18 protein-coding genes are annotated in these 18120 nt (G+C 67.2%); 12 read left to right on the top strand and 6 right to left on the bottom strand.

What is annotated here, in order from left to right; genetic code table 11:
- The first annotated feature begins 14 nt into the window (after positions 1-14).
- From pyrE to RTY13_RS12605, 7 genes are read left to right on the top strand one after another with little or no spacing between them, the layout of a single operon-like run.
- Positions 15-599, top strand: coding sequence for an orotate phosphoribosyltransferase (gene pyrE / locus RTY13_RS12635; protein WP_312783887.1), 585 nt, complete (start codon positions 15-17; stop codon positions 597-599).
- Positions 600-615: 16 nt separating this feature from the next.
- Positions 616-1374 (top strand): pyridoxine 5'-phosphate synthase, encoded by a 759-nt coding sequence (locus RTY13_RS12630; RefSeq protein ID WP_312783885.1) that lies wholly within the window; start codon positions 616-618, stop codon positions 1372-1374.
- Positions 1371-1772 carry a holo-ACP synthase gene (gene acpS / locus RTY13_RS12625; protein ID WP_312783883.1) on the top strand — a complete coding sequence of 134 codons (402 nt, stop codon included), beginning with the start codon at positions 1371-1373 and terminating at the stop codon, positions 1770-1772. The genes RTY13_RS12630 and acpS overlap by 4 nt, the downstream gene beginning before the upstream one ends.
- A gap of 57 nt (positions 1773-1829) precedes the next feature.
- Positions 1830-2756: a signal peptidase I gene (gene lepB / locus RTY13_RS12620; RefSeq protein ID WP_312783881.1), complete on the top strand. Its 927-nt coding sequence runs from the start codon at positions 1830-1832 to the stop codon at positions 2754-2756.
- The gene (gene rnc, locus RTY13_RS12615) at positions 2756-3469 is read left to right on the top strand and encodes a ribonuclease III (RefSeq protein WP_312783879.1); all 714 of its coding nucleotides are present in this window, start codon (positions 2756-2758) and stop codon (positions 3467-3469) included. Before lepB ends, rnc begins: the two co-directional genes overlap by 1 nt.
- The gene (era, locus tag RTY13_RS12610; protein WP_312783877.1) at positions 3466-4419 is read left to right on the top strand and encodes a GTPase Era; all 954 of its coding nucleotides are present in this window, start codon (positions 3466-3468) and stop codon (positions 4417-4419) included. Before rnc ends, era begins: the two co-directional genes overlap by 4 nt.
- A gap of 17 nt (positions 4420-4436) precedes the next feature.
- Complete coding sequence (locus RTY13_RS12605; RefSeq protein ID WP_312783875.1) at positions 4437-5675, top strand: serine hydrolase domain-containing protein; 1239 nt, start codon at positions 4437-4439, stop codon at positions 5673-5675.
- 174 nt (positions 5676-5849) lie between these two features.
- On the opposite strand, the gene RTY13_RS12600 is transcribed toward RTY13_RS12605, so the two are convergent.
- Both RTY13_RS12600 and RTY13_RS12595 read right to left on the bottom strand, forming a co-directional pair.
- A complete protein-coding gene (locus RTY13_RS12600; protein WP_409450310.1) occupies positions 5850-7358 on the bottom strand; it encodes an acetyl-CoA hydrolase/transferase family protein in 1509 nt (502 codons plus the stop codon).
- A 114-nt stretch (positions 7359-7472) separates the two neighbouring features.
- Complete coding sequence (locus tag RTY13_RS12595; RefSeq protein ID WP_312783872.1) at positions 7473-7913, bottom strand: VOC family protein; 441 nt, start codon at positions 7911-7913, stop codon at positions 7473-7475.
- 107 nt (positions 7914-8020) lie between these two features.
- Here RTY13_RS12595 and RTY13_RS12590 point away from each other — a divergent pair, with 107 nt between their 5' ends.
- Positions 8021-8497: a nuclear transport factor 2 family protein gene (locus RTY13_RS12590; protein ID WP_312783870.1), complete on the top strand. Its 477-nt coding sequence runs from the start codon at positions 8021-8023 to the stop codon at positions 8495-8497.
- Complete coding sequence (recO, locus tag RTY13_RS12585) at positions 8497-9228, top strand: DNA repair protein RecO (RefSeq protein WP_312783868.1); 732 nt, start codon at positions 8497-8499, stop codon at positions 9226-9228. The genes RTY13_RS12590 and recO overlap by 1 nt, the downstream gene beginning before the upstream one ends.
- On the opposite strand, the gene RTY13_RS12580 is transcribed toward recO, so the two are convergent.
- The gene (locus RTY13_RS12580) at positions 9225-10955 is read right to left on the bottom strand and encodes a cytochrome c biogenesis protein DipZ (protein ID WP_312783866.1); all 1731 of its coding nucleotides are present in this window, start codon (positions 10953-10955) and stop codon (positions 9225-9227) included. The two genes, recO and RTY13_RS12580, sit on opposite strands and share 4 nt — an antisense overlap.
- 51 nt (positions 10956-11006) lie before the next feature.
- The gene (locus RTY13_RS12575; protein WP_312783865.1) at positions 11007-12077 is read right to left on the bottom strand and encodes a nitronate monooxygenase; all 1071 of its coding nucleotides are present in this window, start codon (positions 12075-12077) and stop codon (positions 11007-11009) included.
- Between the two features lie 112 nt (positions 12078-12189).
- Between RTY13_RS12575 and parC the strand changes: the two genes are divergently transcribed.
- From parC to RTY13_RS12560, 3 genes are all read left to right on the top strand, one after another.
- Complete coding sequence (gene parC, locus RTY13_RS12570; protein WP_312783864.1) at positions 12190-14403, top strand: DNA topoisomerase IV subunit A; 2214 nt, start codon at positions 12190-12192, stop codon at positions 14401-14403.
- 156 nt (positions 14404-14559) lie between these two features.
- Complete coding sequence (locus tag RTY13_RS12565; protein ID WP_312783861.1) at positions 14560-15129, top strand: LemA family protein; 570 nt, start codon at positions 14560-14562, stop codon at positions 15127-15129.
- Positions 15130-15135: 6 nt separating this feature from the next.
- Complete coding sequence (locus tag RTY13_RS12560) at positions 15136-16164, top strand: M48 family metallopeptidase (RefSeq protein ID WP_312783859.1); 1029 nt, start codon at positions 15136-15138, stop codon at positions 16162-16164.
- A 140-nt stretch (positions 16165-16304) separates the two neighbouring features.
- Here the strand turns inward: RTY13_RS12560 and RTY13_RS12555 are convergent, their stop codons facing one another.
- Both RTY13_RS12555 and RTY13_RS12550 read right to left on the bottom strand, forming a co-directional pair.
- A complete protein-coding gene (locus RTY13_RS12555) occupies positions 16305-17042 on the bottom strand; it encodes an arginyltransferase (protein ID WP_312783857.1) in 738 nt (245 codons plus the stop codon).
- Between the two features lie 111 nt (positions 17043-17153).
- A complete protein-coding gene (locus RTY13_RS12550; RefSeq protein WP_312783855.1) occupies positions 17154-18053 on the bottom strand; it encodes a flagellar motor protein MotB in 900 nt (299 codons plus the stop codon).
- Positions 18054-18120 lie beyond the last annotated feature (67 nt).

Genomic DNA, 18120 nt, shown 5'->3' with positions numbered 1-18120 from the left:
TAAGGGACGCTCTCATGAACACTGAAGACGTCCTCAACGAATTCCGCGACGCCGGCGCCCTGCGCGAAGGCCATTTCGTCCTGTCGTCCGGCCTGCACAGCCCGGTCTTCCTGCAGAAGAACCTGGTCTTCATGGACGGTCGCCGCTGCGAGCGCCTTTGCAAGGCCCTGGCGGACAAGATCGTCGCCACAGTCGGCCCGGTCGACGTGGCGATCTCGCCCGCCGTCGGCGGCATCATCCCCGGCTATGAGACGGCCAAGCATCTGAACGTGCGCTCGCTCTACGTCGAGCGCGAGGGCGGCGAGTTCAAGCTGCGCCGCGGCTTCACCGTCGAGCCGGGCGAGAAGGTCGTCATGGTCGAGGACATCGTCACGACGGGTCTGTCGTCGCGCGAATGCATCGCCGCCATCCAGAAGGCCGGGGGCGAAGTCGTCGCCGCCGCTTGCATCGTAGACCGGTCGGGCGGTCGCGCCGACGTGGGCGTGCCGCTGATCGCCCTGGCGACGCTGGACGTCCCGGCCTATCCGGCCGACGCCCTGCCGCCTGAACTGGCCGCCCTGCCGGTCGAGGACCCGGGCAGCCGCCGGCTGTCCAAGTAGTAGAAGAGAGAGCGGGATGAAGCGCGAGCGGGTACGTCTGGGCGTCAACATCGACCACGTCGCCACGGTTCGTAACGCGCGCGGCGGCGCTCATCCCGATCCGGCCCGTGCGGCCGAGGCGGCGCTGGCGGCGGGGGCGGACGGGATCACCGCCCACCTGCGCGAGGATCGCCGTCACATCACCGACGCCGACATCGATGTGCTAACGGCCTTGTGTCGTCGCGCGGGCAAGCCGCTGAACTTCGAGATGGCCGTGACCGACGAGATGCTGGCCATCGCCCTGCGTCACCGTCCGCACGCCGCCTGTCTGGTGCCGGAACGACGCGAGGAGGTCACGACCGAGGGCGGGCTGGCCGTCGCCGATCATGAGGCGCGCATCGCCCCCGTGGTGAAGGCCCTGTCGGACGCCGGCATCCGCGTCAGCCTGTTCATCGAGCCGTCCGAGGCCCAGGTCGAGGCCGCCGCCGCCGTGGGGGCACAGGTGGTTGAGTTCCACACCGGCCGCTACTGCCACCTGACCGATCCGGCTGAACGCGCCTTCGAGCTGGACCGTCTGGCCGCAGCCGCCGCCCAGGCCGACATTCTGGGGCTGGAGGTCCATGCGGGCCACGGTCTGGACTACGCCACCGCCAGCGTGGTTCTGGCCATTCCCGAGATCAAGGAACTGAACATCGGCCACTTCCTGATTGGAGAGGCGGTCTTCGTCGGCCTGGACGCCGCCATCCGCCGGATGCGGACGGCGATGGACGAAGCCGTAAGCGGAGCGGGGCGGTGATTATCGGGATCGGCGCTGACCTGTCGGACATTCGCCGTATCCAGAAGTCGCTGGATCGCTTCGGTGACCGCTTCAAGGAGCGCTGCTTCACCCAGTTGGAACGCACCCGTTCGGACCGCAAGCCGGACCCGGCCTGGAGCTACGCCAAGCGGTTCGCGGCCAAGGAGGCCTGCGCCAAGGCCCTGGGCACCGGGATGCGGTCCGACGTCTATTGGCGTGACATGGGGGTGGTGAACCTGAAGTCGGGCCAGCCGACCCTGGCCCTGACCGGGCACGCCGCGGAGCATCTGGCGCGCCTGACCCCGCCGGGGCATGAGCCGCGCATCCACCTGACCCTTAGCGACGAACACCCTTATGCTCTCGCTTTCGTGGTCATCGAAGCCTTGCCCGTGGCGTAATCAGCCTTTACGCCTCAGGCTTCCAACCCCGCGTTCTGCGGGGGATTCGAGCAGACCATGAGCGACGACCACAAGGCGAACGGCGGCGCCGGCAATCCTGCCATCGACCCCACCGAGCAACGACCGATCTGGAGCGACGACGGCGACGCCCCCTTCGACATGGGCGACGATCCCGAAGCCCTCGACAGCGACAAGCCGATCTACGCCACGCCGCGTCCCAAGAAAGCCAAACGTGTGAAAAAAGAGAAGTCCGCGAGCAACGAGACGGTCGAGATCATCAAGACCGTCGTCTTCGCCCTGCTGATCGCCTTCGTGCTGCGGGTGCTGTTGTTCCAGCCCTTCACCATCCCCTCGGCCTCGATGGAGCCCAACCTCTATGAGGGCGACTACATCGTCGTGTCGAAGTGGTCCTATGGCTATTCCAAGCACTCGATCCCGTGGAGCCCGCCGCTGTTCGACGGCCGCATCCTGGGCAAGGACCCGACGCGTGGCGACATCGTCGTGTTCAAGCTGCCGCGTGACAACAAGACCGACTACATCAAGCGCGTGATCGGCCTGCCGGGCGACCAGGTGCAGATGATCGCCAACAAGCTCTACATCAACGGCGCTCCGGTGAAGGACGTCGTCGTCAGCCGCGCCGAACTGGCTGACATGTTCGGTCCGCGTCCGGTGACCCAGGTCCGCGAGACCCTGCCTAACGGCAAGAGCTTCATGACCCAGGACTATGGCCCTGGCGGCGATCTGGACGACACTCCGGTCTATGAGGTGCCGGCCGGCCACTTCTTCATGATGGGCGACAACCGCGACAACTCGATCGACAGCCGCGTCGAGATGTCGGCCGGCGTGGGCATGGTTCCGGCCGAGAACCTGGTCGGCAAGGCCGAGATCATCATGTTCTCGTGGTCGCCTGGCGCCTCGCTGTTCAACCCGGTCAGCTGGTTCGCCAACCTGCGTCCCAGCCGGTTCTTCAAGATCCTGGACTGATGGCGAACGTTCGGGCCGAGGCCGTCGCCGCGCTCCGGCGCCGGCTGGGCCATGACTTTGCTGATCCGACCTTGCTGGAACGCGCCCTGACCCACGCCAGCGTGGGCGAGGGCGCGGGTCAGCTTGAGGGGCGCCCCATCGCCGACAACGAACGGCTGGAGTTCCTGGGTGACCGGGTGCTGGGCCTGCTGGTCGCCGACCGGCTGATCCGCGACTTTCCCTCTGCCGACGAAGGCCAGTTGTCTGGCCGTCTGCACGCCCTGGTGGACAAGGCCGCCTGCGCCCGCGTGGGCGAGCGGCTGGGTGTCGGCGCGGCGCTGCGCCTGTCGCCGGGTGAGACCAAGACGGGCGGCCGCAGAAAGGCCGGAGTCATCGCCGATGCTGTCGAGGCTATTCTGGCGGCCGTCTATCGCGACGGCGGCCTGACGGCGGCCAAGGCTATGTTCGACATCGCCTGGGCCGAGGAGTTCGCGTCGCCCCCGGCGCCCGCCGTGACCAATCCCAAGTCCGCTCTGCAGGAGTGGGCGCAAGCTCAAGGGCGTCCGCTGCCGACCTATCGGGTGGTGGAACGCACCGGATCAGATCATGCTCCGACCTTCGTGGTCGAAGCGACGGTGGTCGGCTTCGACCCCGTGCAACAAACAGGACGCTCGCGTCAGGAGGCGGAAAAAGCCGCCGCCACGGCGCTGTTGAAACGAGAAGGCGTAATTTGACCGAGACCCTCAACCCGAACCAGCGCGCGGGCTTCGCCGCCATCATCGGCGCGCCCAACGCCGGCAAGTCGACGCTGGTGAACCGGCTGACGGGATCCAAGGTCTCGATCGTGACCCAGAAGGTCCAGACCACGCGCTTTCCCGTGCGCGGCATCGCCATCGAGGGCGATGCCCAGATCGTCCTGGTGGACACGCCCGGCATCTTCACCCCGCGCCGTCGTCTGGACCGCGCCATGGTCGCCTCGGCCTGGGGCGGCGCCGAGGACGCCGACGTGGTGGTCCACCTGATCGACGCGCCGTCGCATATCGCCTCGGAAGGCCGCGACGGCACCGCCGCCGACCGCAAGTCCGCCGAGGACACGGAAACCATCATCGCCAATCTGCAGGCGACGGGCACCAAGGTCATCCTGGTGCTGAACAAGATCGACGGGATGCGTCGCGACACCCTGCTGGCCCTGTCGCACCGCCTGTTCGAAACCGGCGTCTATGAAGAGGTCTATATGATCTCGGCCCTCAGCGGCGACGGCGTGGACGACCTGAAGCAGCGTCTGGCGCGCTCCATGCCCGCCGGTCCGTGGCTCTATCCGGAAGACCAGTCGGCGGACGTGCCGGTGCGCGTGCTGGCGGCCGAGATCACCCGCGAGAAGGTCTATCTGCGCGTCCATGAGGAACTGCCCTATTCGGCGGCGGTCGAGACCACGGCGTTTGACGAGAAGCCCGACGGTTCGGTGCGCATCGAACAGACCATCTATGTCGAGCGCGAGAGCCAGCGCCCCATCGTTCTGGGCAAGGGCGGCCAGACCCTGAAGTGGATCGGCCAGAAGTCGCGCGAGGAACTGATCGAGTTGCTCGACCGTCCCGTTCACCTGTTCCTGACCGTCAAGGTCGACCCGAAGTGGCAGGACAGCCGCGCCCTTTACGCCCAGTTCGGGCTGGAGTTCGACGTCTAGGATCGTAGTTCAGTATCGTGTTTGTAGTTCCCAAGTCTGCAGGCGGGCGGCCCTGGTTCCTCGGATCCCTGGCCGCGGTCGCCCTTGCCTCCGCCGGCGCTGGCGCCTGGATCGTCCACGCCATTGCGCCTGAAACCCAGGCGGCGGTCGCGAAGCCGAGGCTGCCGAAGCGGCCGCCGGTCGAGGTGGTCGAGGCCCTGCCGCAGTTGAAGGCGCGGTTGGACTATCTGGGCGAGCGCAAGCAGTTCATGGGCGCCATCCTGGTGGCCAAGGGCGATCAGGTCCTGTTCCGTCAGGTCTATGGCAAGGCGAACTACGAGAACGATCAGCCGCTGCAGCTGGACACCCGCTTCCGCTTGGCCTCGGTGTCCAAGCAGTTCACCGCGGCTGCGATCCTGAAACTTCAGGACGAGGGGAAGCTGACGGTCAACGATCCCGTTTGCCAGTGGATTGAGGCCTGCCCGGACGCGTGGAAGCCGCTGCGCATTCACCACCTGCTGTCGCACACCTCGGGCATCCCGGACCTGATGGCCCAGTCCGAGTGGGGCCGCATTCGCGTCACCCCGCGCACGCCGCAGGAACTGACCGAGACCTCGGCCCGCTACGGCCTGCAGTTCGAGCCGGGCACCAAGATCCGCTACGACAACGCCGCCTATAACCTGGCCGCCGAGATCGTCGCCAAGGCCAGCGGCAAGCCGTTCGAGACCTATTTGAACGACGCCATCCTGAAGCCTCTGGGCCTGAAGGATACGGGCTCCGACGCCCATGCCGACGCGCAAGGCCTGGCCATGGGCTACGCCAACTTCCCCGGCGGACTGGCGGCCCAGCCGATCGCCAATGTCAGCGTCGTCTATGGCGCCGGCGCCCTGTATTCGACGCTGGACGACATGCTGGTGTGGAACCAGGCCCTGCATAAGGGCCATGTCCTCAGCGACGCGGCCTACGCCCAGATGATCGCCGACCATGCGCCCGAGGGCACGCCGAAGGAGCGGGGCCGCGCGCACCGAGCCTATGGTTACGGCATCTACGTCAACAGCCTGGGCGAGCAGGTGACGCCGGCCTTTGACGACAAGCAGATCTATCACACGGGCAGCTGGGCCGGGTTCCGCAACCTGGTCCTCTATCAGCCGGACGCCGACGTGACCGTGGTGGTGCTGTCCAACAACTACCACCAGCGCGACCTGGTCTTCATGCTGAGTCAGCAGGCGATGGCCGAAGCGCTTGGGCGCGATTTCCCGACTGGGCTGAACCGCTAAGACAGCTAATCCTCCCTTGTCGCGCAGCGACGGGGGAGGGGGACCGCCGTCAGGCGGTGGAGGGGGCGAGCTACAGAGCGCTGCCCTCTGATTGTCCGAGCGCCCGCCCGTTTCCGCCCCCTCCACCATGCTGTGCATGGTCCCCCTCCCCCGCAAGCGGGGGAGGATCGCCAGTTACGGCTTCATCGATCCCGTTTCGATGAACCGCTGGTGCCAGGACAGGGCCTCGGTCAGCAGGTGCGGCGATTGCAGGCCGTATGACCCTTCCAGCGCGCGGTCGTAATAGTCCTTCAGCGCGTCGCGATAGTCGGGGTGGGCGCAGTTGGCGATGATGACCTGGGCGCGTTGCTTGGGCGACAGGCCGCGCAGGTCGGCCAGGCCCTGTTCGGTGACGATGACCTGCACGTCCTGGGTGATGTGATCGACGTGGCTGGCCATGGGGACGATGGCCGAGATCTTGCCGCCCTTGGCCGTCGACGGCGTGACGAAGCAGGAGATGTAGGCGTTACGCGCAAAGTCGCCCGAGCCGCCGATGCCGTTCTGGATGCGCGAGCCCATGACGTGGGTCGAGTTGACGTTGCCGTAGATGTCGGCCTCGATCAGGCCGTTCATGGCGATGCAGCCCAGGCGGCGGATGATCTCCGGGTGGTTCGAAATCTCCTGCGGGCGCAGGATGATCTTGCCGCGGAACTGCTCCATCCGGCTGTTCAGATCGGCGGCGGCTTCGGGGCTGAGCGAGAAGGCGGTGGCCGAGGCGACGGTCAGCTTGCCACTGTCCAGCAGGTCCAGCATCCCGTCCTGAAGCACCTCCGTATAGGCGGTCAGGTTTTCGAACGGGCTGTCCTGAAGGCCGGCCAGCACGGCGTTGGCGACATTGCCCACGCCCGATTGCAGCGGCAGCAGATGGGCGGGCAGGCGGCCCAGCTTCACCTCATGCTGCAGAAACTCGATCAGGTGACCGGCGATGGCCGTGGCGCTGGCGTCGGGCGCGGCGAAGGGCAGGTTGCGGTCGGGGCTGTCCGTCTCGACGATGGCGGCGATCTTCGACGGATCGACGCGGAAGACTGTCTCACCGATCAGGTCGGTCGGCTTGGTCAGCGGGATCGGCACGCGCGCGGGCGGCAGGGCGGTGCCATAATAGATGTCGTGCATCCCCTCCAGCGCCGCATTCTGCCAACTGTTGACCTCGAGGATGATCTGGTCGGCGCGGTCCAGCCAGGTCTTGTTGTTGCCGATGGACGACGAAGGGATCAGCGCTCCGTCCTCACGGATGCCCGAGACTTCGACCACCGCCGTCTCCAGCGGGCCGAGGAAGCCCTGCCAGGCCACCGGCGCAACCTGCGACAGGTGCATGTCGAGGTATTCCATCTCGCCCTTGTTGATCTTCTCGCGGGCGATGGGGTCGGAGTTGTAGGGCAGGCGGAACTCGATGCCGTCGGCCTTGGCCAGGGCGCCGTCCAGTTCCGGCCCGGTCGAGGCGCCGGTCCAGACCTTCAGCTTGAAGGGATTGCCCGCCGCGTGCTCGGCCTCGATCCGCTCGGCCAGGGCCATCGGCACGACCTTGGGGTAGCCCGAGCCGGTGAAGCCGCTCATGCCCACGGTCGAGTTGGCCGGGATCAGGGCGGCGGCGTCCTGGGCGGACATGATCTTCGACTTGAGGGCGGCGTTACGGACGCGGGACATCGCAAACCTGACGACTGGAGCCGGGGAGGGCTCGGGGAACGAGGCGGACATAGGCGCCGCATCACCCTGATTCCAATACGGCTTTGGTCGTAACAGTCCGTGATCACAAGGTCGTTAGCCGCCCGGTTTCCATTCCTCGGTCGGGTTGGTGTTGACCATCCACGGGATGCCGAACCTGTCGGTGAAGCTGCCGAAACCGGGCGACCAGAAGGTTTCGGCGAAGGGCATGGACACCTTGCCGCCGTCGGACAGGGCGTCGAACACCCTGCGTCCCTCGGCGACATCGTCGGTGTGGTAGGACACGTCGAAGCCGTTCTTGGGCTTGTCGATGTTTGGCGCGAACTCGGGCGGCATGTCGGCCCCCATGATCGCCTGATCCCCGACCTCCAGCCAGCCGTGCATCAGCCAGTCCCTGTACTTGGGATCGACCGGCATGTCGGGCGGGCCGTCGCCGAAGGGAAAGGCGGCGGTGACCTTGCCGCCCAGCACGCGGGCATAGAATTCCAAAGCCTCGCGGCACTGGCCCTGAAAGCTGAGGCTGGTGACGATCTTCATGAGATCTCTCCAGGTTGTCGGGTTGGAGGTGTGAACGCGCGGCGTCGCGTATCTTTCCGTCAAAGCAGAAGCTTTCGTCGGCGCCGGAACAGGAATAGAACAAAGCCATGATCGCCGCCGCTTTGATGCTCCAACTGTCCGTCGCCCCGGTTCAGGCCGCGCCTGCGCCCGACGCTGAGATCGCACCCGTGCATCGCGTGCTGGACGCCATGCACGCGGCAGCGTCGCGCGCCGACGGCGAGGCCTATTTTGCGACCTTCACGCCGGACGGTCGCTTCATCGGCACGGATGCGACCGAGCGGTGGAGCCTGCCGGAGTTCCGCGCCTACGCCATGCCCTACTTCTCGCAGGGCAAGGGCTGGACCTATCGTCCGTCGGCCCGGGTTGTGACGATCGCGCCGATCGACTGCCGCTGCGTGGCCTGGTTCGACGAGGTGCTGGACAACGACGCCTATGGGACCACGCGGGGTTCGGGCGTTTTGCGGCTGACCGACGAGGGCTGGAAGATCGAGCAGTATGTGCTCAGCTTCGCCGTGCCGAACGACAAGGCGCGCGCCGTCGTTGATGTGATCAAGGCCGACTGATGGAGGTTCAGGACGACGCCTTCGTCCTGTCGGCGCGGGCGCATGGGGATACGGGGGCGGTGGTCGAACTGCTGACCGAACGGCATGGACGCCGCGCCGCCTATGTCGCGGGCGGGGCGTCGCGCAAGATGCGACCCTTCCTGCAGGCGGGCGCGCGGGTGGTGGCCGATCTGAGGTCGAGGACCTCGGATCAACTGGGATCGGCGCGACTGGAGCCGGTGGGCGAGGGGCCGGCGGCGCTGTTCGACGATCCGCTGGCTCTGGTGGGGCTGAATGCCGCCGCTGCGGTGGCGCAAGGGGCCTTGCCCGAGCGTGAGGCGCATCCGGGGGCCTTCTACGCCTTCGAGGCCCTGATGGGGGCCTTCGTCATGCCCGAGGTCTGGCCCGCCATCTTCGTGCGGTTCGAGGCGGGGCTGCTGGAGGATCTGGGCTTTGGTCTGGACCTGTCGCGCTGCGCCGCCACGGGTTCGATGGACGATCTGGTCTATGTCAGCCCGCGCACGGGCCGCGCCGTCAGCCGCGAGGCGGGCGCACCCTATGCGGACAAACTGCTGAACCTGCCGCCCTTCATGCTGGGGGCGCAGGCGGGCTTGAGCGAAGGCGACGTGAGGGCGGGGCTGGACCTGACCGGGCACTTCCTCGAGCAGTTCGTCTTTCACGCCCTGAACAAGCCGCTACCGCCCGCGCGCGTCTGGATGATCGAGCGGCTGGGCGAGGCCGGACGGCTCTAGCCAAAGGTGAAGGCGAAGACCTGAACGCCGGGGTCGAGGAACTCGATCTCGAACGTCCGTTCACGCGCGCCGCCGGACTGGCGCACCAGTTGATACAGGCGCTGGCTGTCGATCCGGCCCGTCCCCTGCGCGTCGATGTCCACGCCCGCGTCGAGGCCCGGCGCCTGACCGTCGATGTGGATACGGAAGCGGACCGGCTGGCCCATACTGCTCGGTCCCATCACCAGATGCAGGTCGCGGGCCTTGAAGCGGAAGGCCAGACGTCCGCCCGCTGCCTGCAGGTCGGCGTGTTCGGCGCGCACGATCCAGTCGCCGCTCAGGCTCCAGTCGTTCAGCTTCAGCGGAGCCGCCGCATAGGTCTTGCGCACGTCGAAGCCGAAGCCGCCCGGCGAGACGAAATGCTCGGCGCGGGCATAGCCGACATAGGTTTCAGGCGAGGCGACCTCGGCCATGTCGGCGGCGGCCTCGGCGCCCTGACCGCGCACCTGAACCATGGCCTGATCGTCGTTGGCGGCTCCGGCATCCTTCAGCAGTTGCTGGATGACCCGTTCGGAGTGCTCGTAGTCGCCCTCGCCGAAATGGTGGTAGCGGATGTTCCCCCTCGCATCGATGAAGTAGTGGGCCGGCCAGTATTTGTTGTCGAACGCCCGCCAGATGGCGAAGTCGTTGTCCATGGCGACGGGGTAGGCGATGCCGAACCGGCGCACGGCGTCGCGGACATTGGCTGGCGACTTCTCGAAGGCGAACTCGGGTGTGTGGACCCCGATCACCACCAGACCCTGATCGCGATACTTCTCGGCCCAGGCGCGGACATAGGGGATGGTCCGCACGCAGTTGATGCAGGAATAGGTCCAGAAATCGACCAGCACCACCTTGCCGCGCAGTTGTTCGGTGGTCAGGGGCGGGCTGTTGATCCACTCGGTCGCGCCGGTCAGCGGCGGCATGGCGCCTTCGACGGGCAGGGCGGTCAGCGGGGCGCGGGCGGTGTCCATGGGCTGGGCGGCGCCGAAGCGGTTGAGCAGGCTCTGTTCGATGCGGTTGGTGCCGCCCGTCGACAGCCGCGTCAGCAGGCCGGTGTCGAGACCGAGAGCAATGGCGGCGACCCCGATCAGGACCAGAACGCCCAGACCCCGGCGCACCCATTCGCCGACGCCCAGCGACTTCTTCATCGCCTGAAACACCTTGCCGCCGATCAGCAGGGCCAGAGCCAGGGATGTCGCGGCCCCGGCGGCGTAGGCGACCAGCAGCAGGGTCGTGCCGACGCTGGCCCCTTGCAGCGCTGCCCCGGTGAGGATCAGTCCGAGGATCGGCCCGGCGCAGGGCGCCCACAACAGGCCCGTCGCCACGCCCAGCAAGAAGGAGGGCCAGACGCCGCCGCCGGACTGCTGCTCCGCACTGGCCTTTTCGGTCAGGCGCGAGCCCAGCGCCACCAAGGGCCGGGTCAGCCGATCCGCCAGCGACGGAAACACCAGCGTCAGCCCCAGCACCGCCATGACCGCCAGGGCGATCCAGCGCCCGACCTCATTGGCCTGCACCGCCCAGCCGCCGCCAACCGCCGCCAGCGTCGCCACCGCTGTGAAGGTCAGGGCCATGCCGACCAGCAGGGGCAGGCCGCTCTTCATGAAGGGCTGACCCGCGCGGACGAAGACAAAGGGCAGGACCGGCAGGATGCAGGGGCTGAGGATGGTCAGCGCCCCGGCCAGATAGGACAGCAGGATCAGGAGCATCGCGTCGTCCTCTGGCCTCAGACCTTGTTGAACGCTTCGGATGGCGTCGGGTTACAGGCGCTGTTGCAGGTCGCGGATGGCGGCGCGGGCTTCCTGCCCGAGAGCTTCAACCAGCTCTGCGGCGGGCAGGGCGCGCGACAGGGGCGCTGCCTGACCGGCCCACTGCGGGGCGTAGCCGTCGTCGCCCTGCGCGCTGGCGGCGGCGTTCAACGCCTTGCCGAGGTCGTAGGCATAGGGGTAGCCGGCCGTCAGGGCCTCGTCGGCCCGCTGCATGAAGGCGTTTTCGATCCCGCGCGCGGGACGGCCCGAGATGACGGGGCTGATGCGGGTGCGCTCGGCGCGCGGTCCGGCCAGAGCGGCGCGATAGGCGGGATTGGCGGCGGACTCGGGGCAGGAGACGAAGGCGGTGCCCAGCTGCGCGCCCGCTGCGCCCAGCGCCAGGGTCGCTGCGATCCCGGCGCCGTCCATGATCCCGCCCGCCGCGATGACGGGGAGGTCCAACTCGTGCGCCAGCAGCCGCGTCAGCGGCAGGGTGGCGAAGCGCGGGTCGTCGGCTGGATCGAAGACGCCGCGATGGCCGCCGGCCTCGACCCCTTGCGCGACCACCATGTCGATGCCCGCAGCCTGGGCTTGTCGACCTTCATCCGGCGTGGTGGCGCTGGCGATCAGGATGCAGCCGACGGCCTTCAGGGCGGCGATCCTGTCCGCCTGAGGCAGGCCGAAGTGGAAGCTGACCACGGCGGGCCTTTCCTCCAGCAGGAGGGAAAGTTTGGCGTCGTCGGTCAGGAAGCTTTCGTAGATTTCGTTCAGGGTCTCTGGCGGCGCGGCGCCGAACTCGGCGAAGATCGGGCGCAGGCTGTCGATCCAGACGCGGTCGCGCGCCGGATCAGGCGGCGTCGGGGCATGGCAGAAGACGTTGATGTTGAACGGCCGGGTGGTCAGGGCTTTCAGCGCCTGAATCTGGCGTCGCCCTTCGGCCGCATCGACCGAGGCGATGGAGATGGAACCCAGCGCCCCGGCGTTCGACACGGCCGCCGCCAGTTCGGGCGTCGAGGTCCCGGCCATGGGGGCCTGAATAATGGGCAGGTCCAGTCCGAGGCGGTCGGTGAGGGCGGTCTTCATGCGCGGTTCCTGCCTTTTCGACGACGGCGCTCCACAGATAGGCGCGGATCGTCCCCGCGTCAGCCGCGCGCTACGCTAGACTTTGTCGTTCAGATCACCGATTCGAAGTCGCATGACCATCCACACCCCGACGCCTGAAGGCGGCCGCATCGTTGAAGAGCCGATGGGCGATGCGCTGTCGAAGCGCTATCTGGCCTACGCCCTGTCCACGATCACCAACCGGGCCCTGCCCGACGTGCGCGACGGCTTCAAGCCGGTGCACCGGCGCATCATGTACGCCATGCACCAGATGCGGCTGAACCCGCAGGCGGCGGCGCGCAAGTGCGCCAAGGTCGTCGGCGAGGTCATGGGCGGCTATCACCCGCACGGCGACGCCTCGATTTACGAGGCCCTGGTGCGTCTGGCCCAGGACTTCGCCCAGCGTTATCCGCTGGTCGACGGGCAGGGCAACTTCGGCAACATCGACGGCGATAGCGCCGCGGCCATGCGCTACACCGAGTGCAAGTTGACGCCCGCCGCGGTCCTGCTGCTGGACGGGATCGATCAGGACGCGGTCGACTTTCGCCCCACCTATGACGATCAGGACGAAGAGCCGCTGGTCCTGCCGGCGGGCTTCCCCAACCTGCTGGCCAACGGCTCGTCGGGCATCGCCGTGGGCATGGCGACCTCGATCCCGCCGCACAACGTCGGCGAGCTGATCGACGCCTGTCAGCTGCTGCTGGAGCGCCCCGAGGCGACGACGGCGGAACTGGTCGAGATCGTGCCGGGGCCGGACTTCCCCACCGGCGGCGTCTCGGTCGAAGGCCATGCCTCCATTCTGGACGCCTATGAGACGGGTCGTGGCGGCGTGCGTCTGCGCGCCCGCTGGGAGACCGAAGACCTGGGCCGCGGCGTCTGGCGCATCATCGTCACCGAGATGCCCTATCAGGTGCAGAAGAGCCGCCTGATCGAGGGGCTGGCCGACCTGATCGAGAACAAGAAGGCGCCGCTGCTGGGCGACGTGCGCGACGAGTCGGCGGAAGACATCCGCCTGATCCTCGAGCCCAAGAACCGCACCATCGAGCCCGAGATGCTGATGGAGAGCCTGTTCAAGCTGTCCGATCTGGAGGTTCGCTTCCCGATCAACATGAACGTGCTGGACGCCAGCGGCACGCCGCGCGTCATGGGTCTGAAGGACTGCCTGCAGGCCTTCCTGGATCACCGCCGCGAGGTGCTGAACCGTCGCAGCCAGTGGCGGATCGAGCGGGTCGAGAAGCGACTGCATCTGCTGGAAGGCCTGCGCATCGTCTTCCTGAACCTCGACGAGGTGATCCGCATCGTCCGCGAGGAAGAGCAGCCCAAGGCCGTCCTGATCGCGCGCTTCGGCCTGAGCGAGCCGCAAGCCGACTACATCCTCGACACTCGTCTGCGCCAACTGGCGCGGATCGAGGAAATGGCGATCGACAAGGAATACAACGCCCTGGCCGAGGAACTGGCGGCGTTGAAGGCGCTGACCTCGTCCGAAGCCAAGCAGTGGAAGGCGATCGGAAAGGAGCTGGAGGCGGTCCGCAAGGCCCTGATCTCGCCGCGTCGCACGACCATCGGCGAGGCGGTGGACAGCTCGGCCTTCGTGGCGCCCGAGGCCTTCATCCCGCGCGAAGCCATCACCGTCATCCTGTCGGAGCGCGGCTGGATCCGCGCCGCCAAGGGCAAGGTGGAGGACCCGTCGGAGCTGAAGTTCAAGGAGGGCGACAGCCTCGGCTTCCTGGTGCCGGCCTTCACGACGGACAAGCTGCTGGTCGGGGCGTCGGACGGGCGCATCTTCACCATCGGCGCCGACAAGCTGGCCTCGGGGCGCGGCCACGGCGAGCCGCTGCGTCTGATGATCGATCTCGACGAAAAGGCTGAGATTATCAACGTCGTGGCGCACGAACCGAATGCGAAGCTTCTGGTGGCGTCGAAAGCCGGCTACGGCTTCATCGCACCCGAGAACGACCTGCTGGCCCAGAAGCGCGGCGGCAAGCAGGTGCTGAACGGCGAGATGCTGGCCATGCTGCGTATCCCGTCGAACCCGCAGGGCGACCACGTCGCGGTCATCGGCGAGAACATCAAGGCGCTGATCTTCCCCCTGGCCGAACTGCCCGAAATGGGTCGCGGCAAGGGCGTGAAGCTGCAGAACTACAAGCAGGGCGGTCTGGTCGATGTGTCGGTGTTCAACGCCGAGGCCGGGCCGGAGTGGGCCGACGGCGGCGGTCGTCGCCGCAACTGGCCCGACTGGAAGGACTGGCTGGGCAAACGCGCCGGGGCCGGACGTCAGGGTCCGCGCGGGATGAGGAAGTTCCGGTAGGTGGATATGGCGCCGTCATCCCCCGGTCGCTCCTGCGCGCGGCCCGGAGGATGACGGAAGGGGCTCTGCTTTGCCTTGCGAGCAGGTGACGCCGAATTCACTGGTTGCTGAGCCTTCGGCCCCCCATATTCCTCCTGAAATGCTGGAGGAGGCTCAATGATCACCTGGATCATCATCGGCGTCATCGTCGTCGTTCTGCTGTTCGTCGTCGTCGGGGCCTACAACAGGCTGGTGGCGCTGGATCAGGCGGCCAATCAGTCGTTCGCCGATATCGACGTGCAGTTGAAGCAGCGTCAGGATCTGATCCCCAATCTGGTCGAGACGGTGAAGGGCTACGCCACGCACGAGCGCGGCACCCTGGACGCTGTGACCCAGGCCCGCGCCGCCGCCGCCGGGGCCCGTACGGTCGATGAGAAGGTGCAGGCCGAGAACATGCTGACCGGGGCCCTGGGGCGCCTGTTCGCTGTGTCCGAGGCCTACCCGGACCTGAAGGCCAACGCCAACTTCCAGCAGTTGCAGATGGACCTGTCGGACATTGAGAACAAGTTGGCCGCCGCGCGCCGCTTCTTCAACAACGCGGTCAGTGAGTTCAACGCCGTGCGCCGTCAGTTCCCGACCGTCCTGTTCGCCGGTCTGTTCGGCTTTGGCGCGGACAAGCCCTTCTTCGACGTGGGCGAGGGCGAACGCGCCGCCCTGAACGCCGCCCCGCCGACGGTGAAGTTCTAAGCCTCGATGGCGCTTTTCGGTCAGGCCGTCGGCCTCAAGACCCATATCTGGCAGAACAACACCCGGTCGGCGATCCTGCTGGCCGGGTTCCCGGTCCTGCTGGTGCTGATCCTGTTCGGCATACAGGTGCTGATGATGGGGTTCGGTCTGCTGCCGAACTCGGGCGGCAACCTGTCGCAGGATCTGGCGCTGGCTGTCTCCATGCTGGGCTGGACCGTGCCGACCGCCCTGATCGTGGCCGCTCTGTGGTTCGTCATCGCCTATTTCGGCAATCAGGCCATGATCGACGCCATGACGGGCGCGCGCAAGGTCGAACGTCGGGTCGAGCCTGAGCTCTACAATCTGCTGGAAAACCTGGCGATCTCGCGCGGTCTGCGGACGCCGACCCTGCGGATCATCGAGAGTCCGTCGCTGAACGCCTATGCGTCCGGCCTGCATGAGGGGAACTACAGCGTCACTGTCACACGGGGCCTGATGCAGACCCTGAGCCGCGACGAGATGGAGTGCGTCCTGGCGCACGAGCTGACCCACGTCATCAACAAGGACGTGCGGACCATGGTGATCGCTTCGATCTTCGCGGGCATCATCAGCGTGATCGCCGAACTGGTGTTCCGCAGCCTCTTCTATGTGCGCGGGGGACGCGGCGGGAACAACAAGAACGCCATGCCGCTGATCTTGATCGGTCTGGCCATCGGCGTGATCGGCTTCGGTCTGGCGACGGTCATCCGCATGACCCTGTCGCGGACGCGGGAGTATGTGGCCGACGCCGGGGCGGTGGAGCTGACCAAGAACCCGGACGCCATGATCTCGGCGCTTAGGAAGGTGTCGGGCCAGTCGAAATTGAATGCGCCGGACGAGGTGCGCGGCATGTTCCTGGACAATACGGCGGACAAGGCGGGCTTCGCCGGCCTGTTCGCCACCCATCCGCCGATCGAGAAGCGGATCGCCGCCCTGGTGAAGTTCGCCGGCGGCCGGGACGAAGGGCCGTGGGGGCCGACGCCCGTGAGTTCCAGTACAGCGGTGCCGACGACCTAACGCAGCTTTTCCCTCCCCTTCATGGGGAGGGAGGGCGAGGTGATCCTGGGTGTCGCGCTTGAATAGCCTGGCCGCCCCCACCTGACTTCCGTCTCTGGCTTCAGCCACCCTCCCCATGAAGGGGAGGGAGAAGGGCGGCTCTAGTATTCCAGCCGTTCCCAGCCCAGCGGGCGCAGGGCTTCCATGGGCCTGAACTTCGCCTTGTAGTCCATCTTGGGCGAGCCCTGGACCCAGTAGCCCAGATAGACGTAGGGCAGGCCGACCATGGCCGCCTGGCGCAGGTGGTCCATGATGGCGAACTGGCCCAGGCTGCGACGCTCCAGATCGGGGTCGAAGAAGCTGTAGACCATAGACAGGCCGTCATGCAGCAGGTCGGTCAGGCAGACTCCAACCAGGTCGCCGGGGCCGCCGTCGGTTGCGGGCAGGCGATATTCGATCAGGTGGGTGCGGACGGCGGTGTCCTCGACCATGGAGACATAGTCGGACCAGCCCATGTCGCTCATGCCGCCGCCGGGGTGACGGGAGGACAGGTAGCGGCGCAGCAGGTCGAACTGCTCCATCGTCGCCTCGGCCTCGACCAGATCGCGCGACAGGTCGGCGTTGCGGTTCAGGATCTTGCGCTGGGAGCGGGAGAAGACGAACTCGGCCACCGGGATGCGCACCGAGACGCAGGCGGCGCAGGCCTCGCAGGCGGGGCGATAGGCGATGTTCTGGCTGCGGCGGAAGCCGGCCTGGGTCAGGGCGTCGTTGACGTCTGCGCCGTCGCTGAAAGGCAGGTTGGCGAAGACCTTGCGCTCGAACTGGCCCGGCAGATAGGGGCAGGGCGCATTGGCGGTCATGAAGAACCGCAACTGCCGGGTCGGGAAATGCTGGGTCACGGCCTTACGTCCGGTCCCGGTCGTTTCGGCGGTTTTGCGCGCGGATCGTCATGTCTCGATTTGGCGCGCAACCGGAGGATTTCGCAAGCGCCGTGAGGGCGGCGCTCGCGGTCACAGGCTGGTGTCCGTGGGCAGGACCGGCGCCTCGCGCAGCAGGACGATGGCGATGCGGCGGTTTCCGGCCAGCGAAGGGTCGTCGGGATAGAGGGGGTCGGAGCCGGCCTTACCCGCCACCGAATAGACCCGGTCGGCGTTCACGCCCGCAGCCTGCAGCGTCAGGCGCGAGGCGTCGGCGCGCGCGGACGACAGCGACCAGTCGCCCGCGCCGCTGGCGCGGCTGGAGCCGGCCACGGCGCTGGTGTGGCCGGTGATGGAGATGCGGTTGGGCAGTTGGTTGATGACCTTGGCGATGGCCCGCAGCAGCATCTGGGCGCGCGGGTTGGGGCGCGAGGAGCCATTCTCGAACATCGAGCGGCCTTCCTGATCGACCAGTTGGATGCGCAGGCCCTCGGGTGTCTGGTCGATGATCAGCTGTTTCGACAGTTCGGCCAGCTCCGGCATGGCCTGCATGGCCTGGCGCAGGCTCTCGGCGGCGCTGGCGAAGTCGGCGGCCTCGCGCCGGGCGATCTCGGCGCGCAGGGCGGATTCGCTGGCCCCGGCCAGGTTGGTGCTCTGGCCGGCTTCTTCGGGCGTCTCGGGCGCTTCGGGCGCCAGCTGTTCGATCATGGCCATGGAGCCGGAGCTCTTGGCCCCGTCGTCGCCCAGGGCCGTGCCGCCCAGGATGCCGCCGGAACCGGAGGTCGAGGCCGAGACGTTGGCTGGGGCGAAATACTCGGCGATGCCGCGCTTCTGCTCCGGGTCGGTCGTGTTTATCAGCCACATCAGCAGGAAGAAGGCCATCATGGCCGTCACGAAGTCGGCGTAGGCGACCTTCCACGCGCCGCCGTGGTGGCCGCCGGCGACCACCTTCTTCACCTTTTTGATGAGGATCGGGCGATCGCTCACGGACATGGGCAGGCCAATCTTAACGTCGTTCGTTAGCTGTGAATCCCATGCGGCCGTTAAGAAGCGGTTGCGG

This window comes from Brevundimonas sp. (assembly GCF_032055285.1).
Lineage (GTDB): Bacteria > Pseudomonadota > Alphaproteobacteria > Caulobacterales > Caulobacteraceae > Brevundimonas.
The sequence above is the reverse complement of the archived record's forward strand: the minus strand, read 5'-3'. Positions and strand labels throughout refer to the sequence as shown.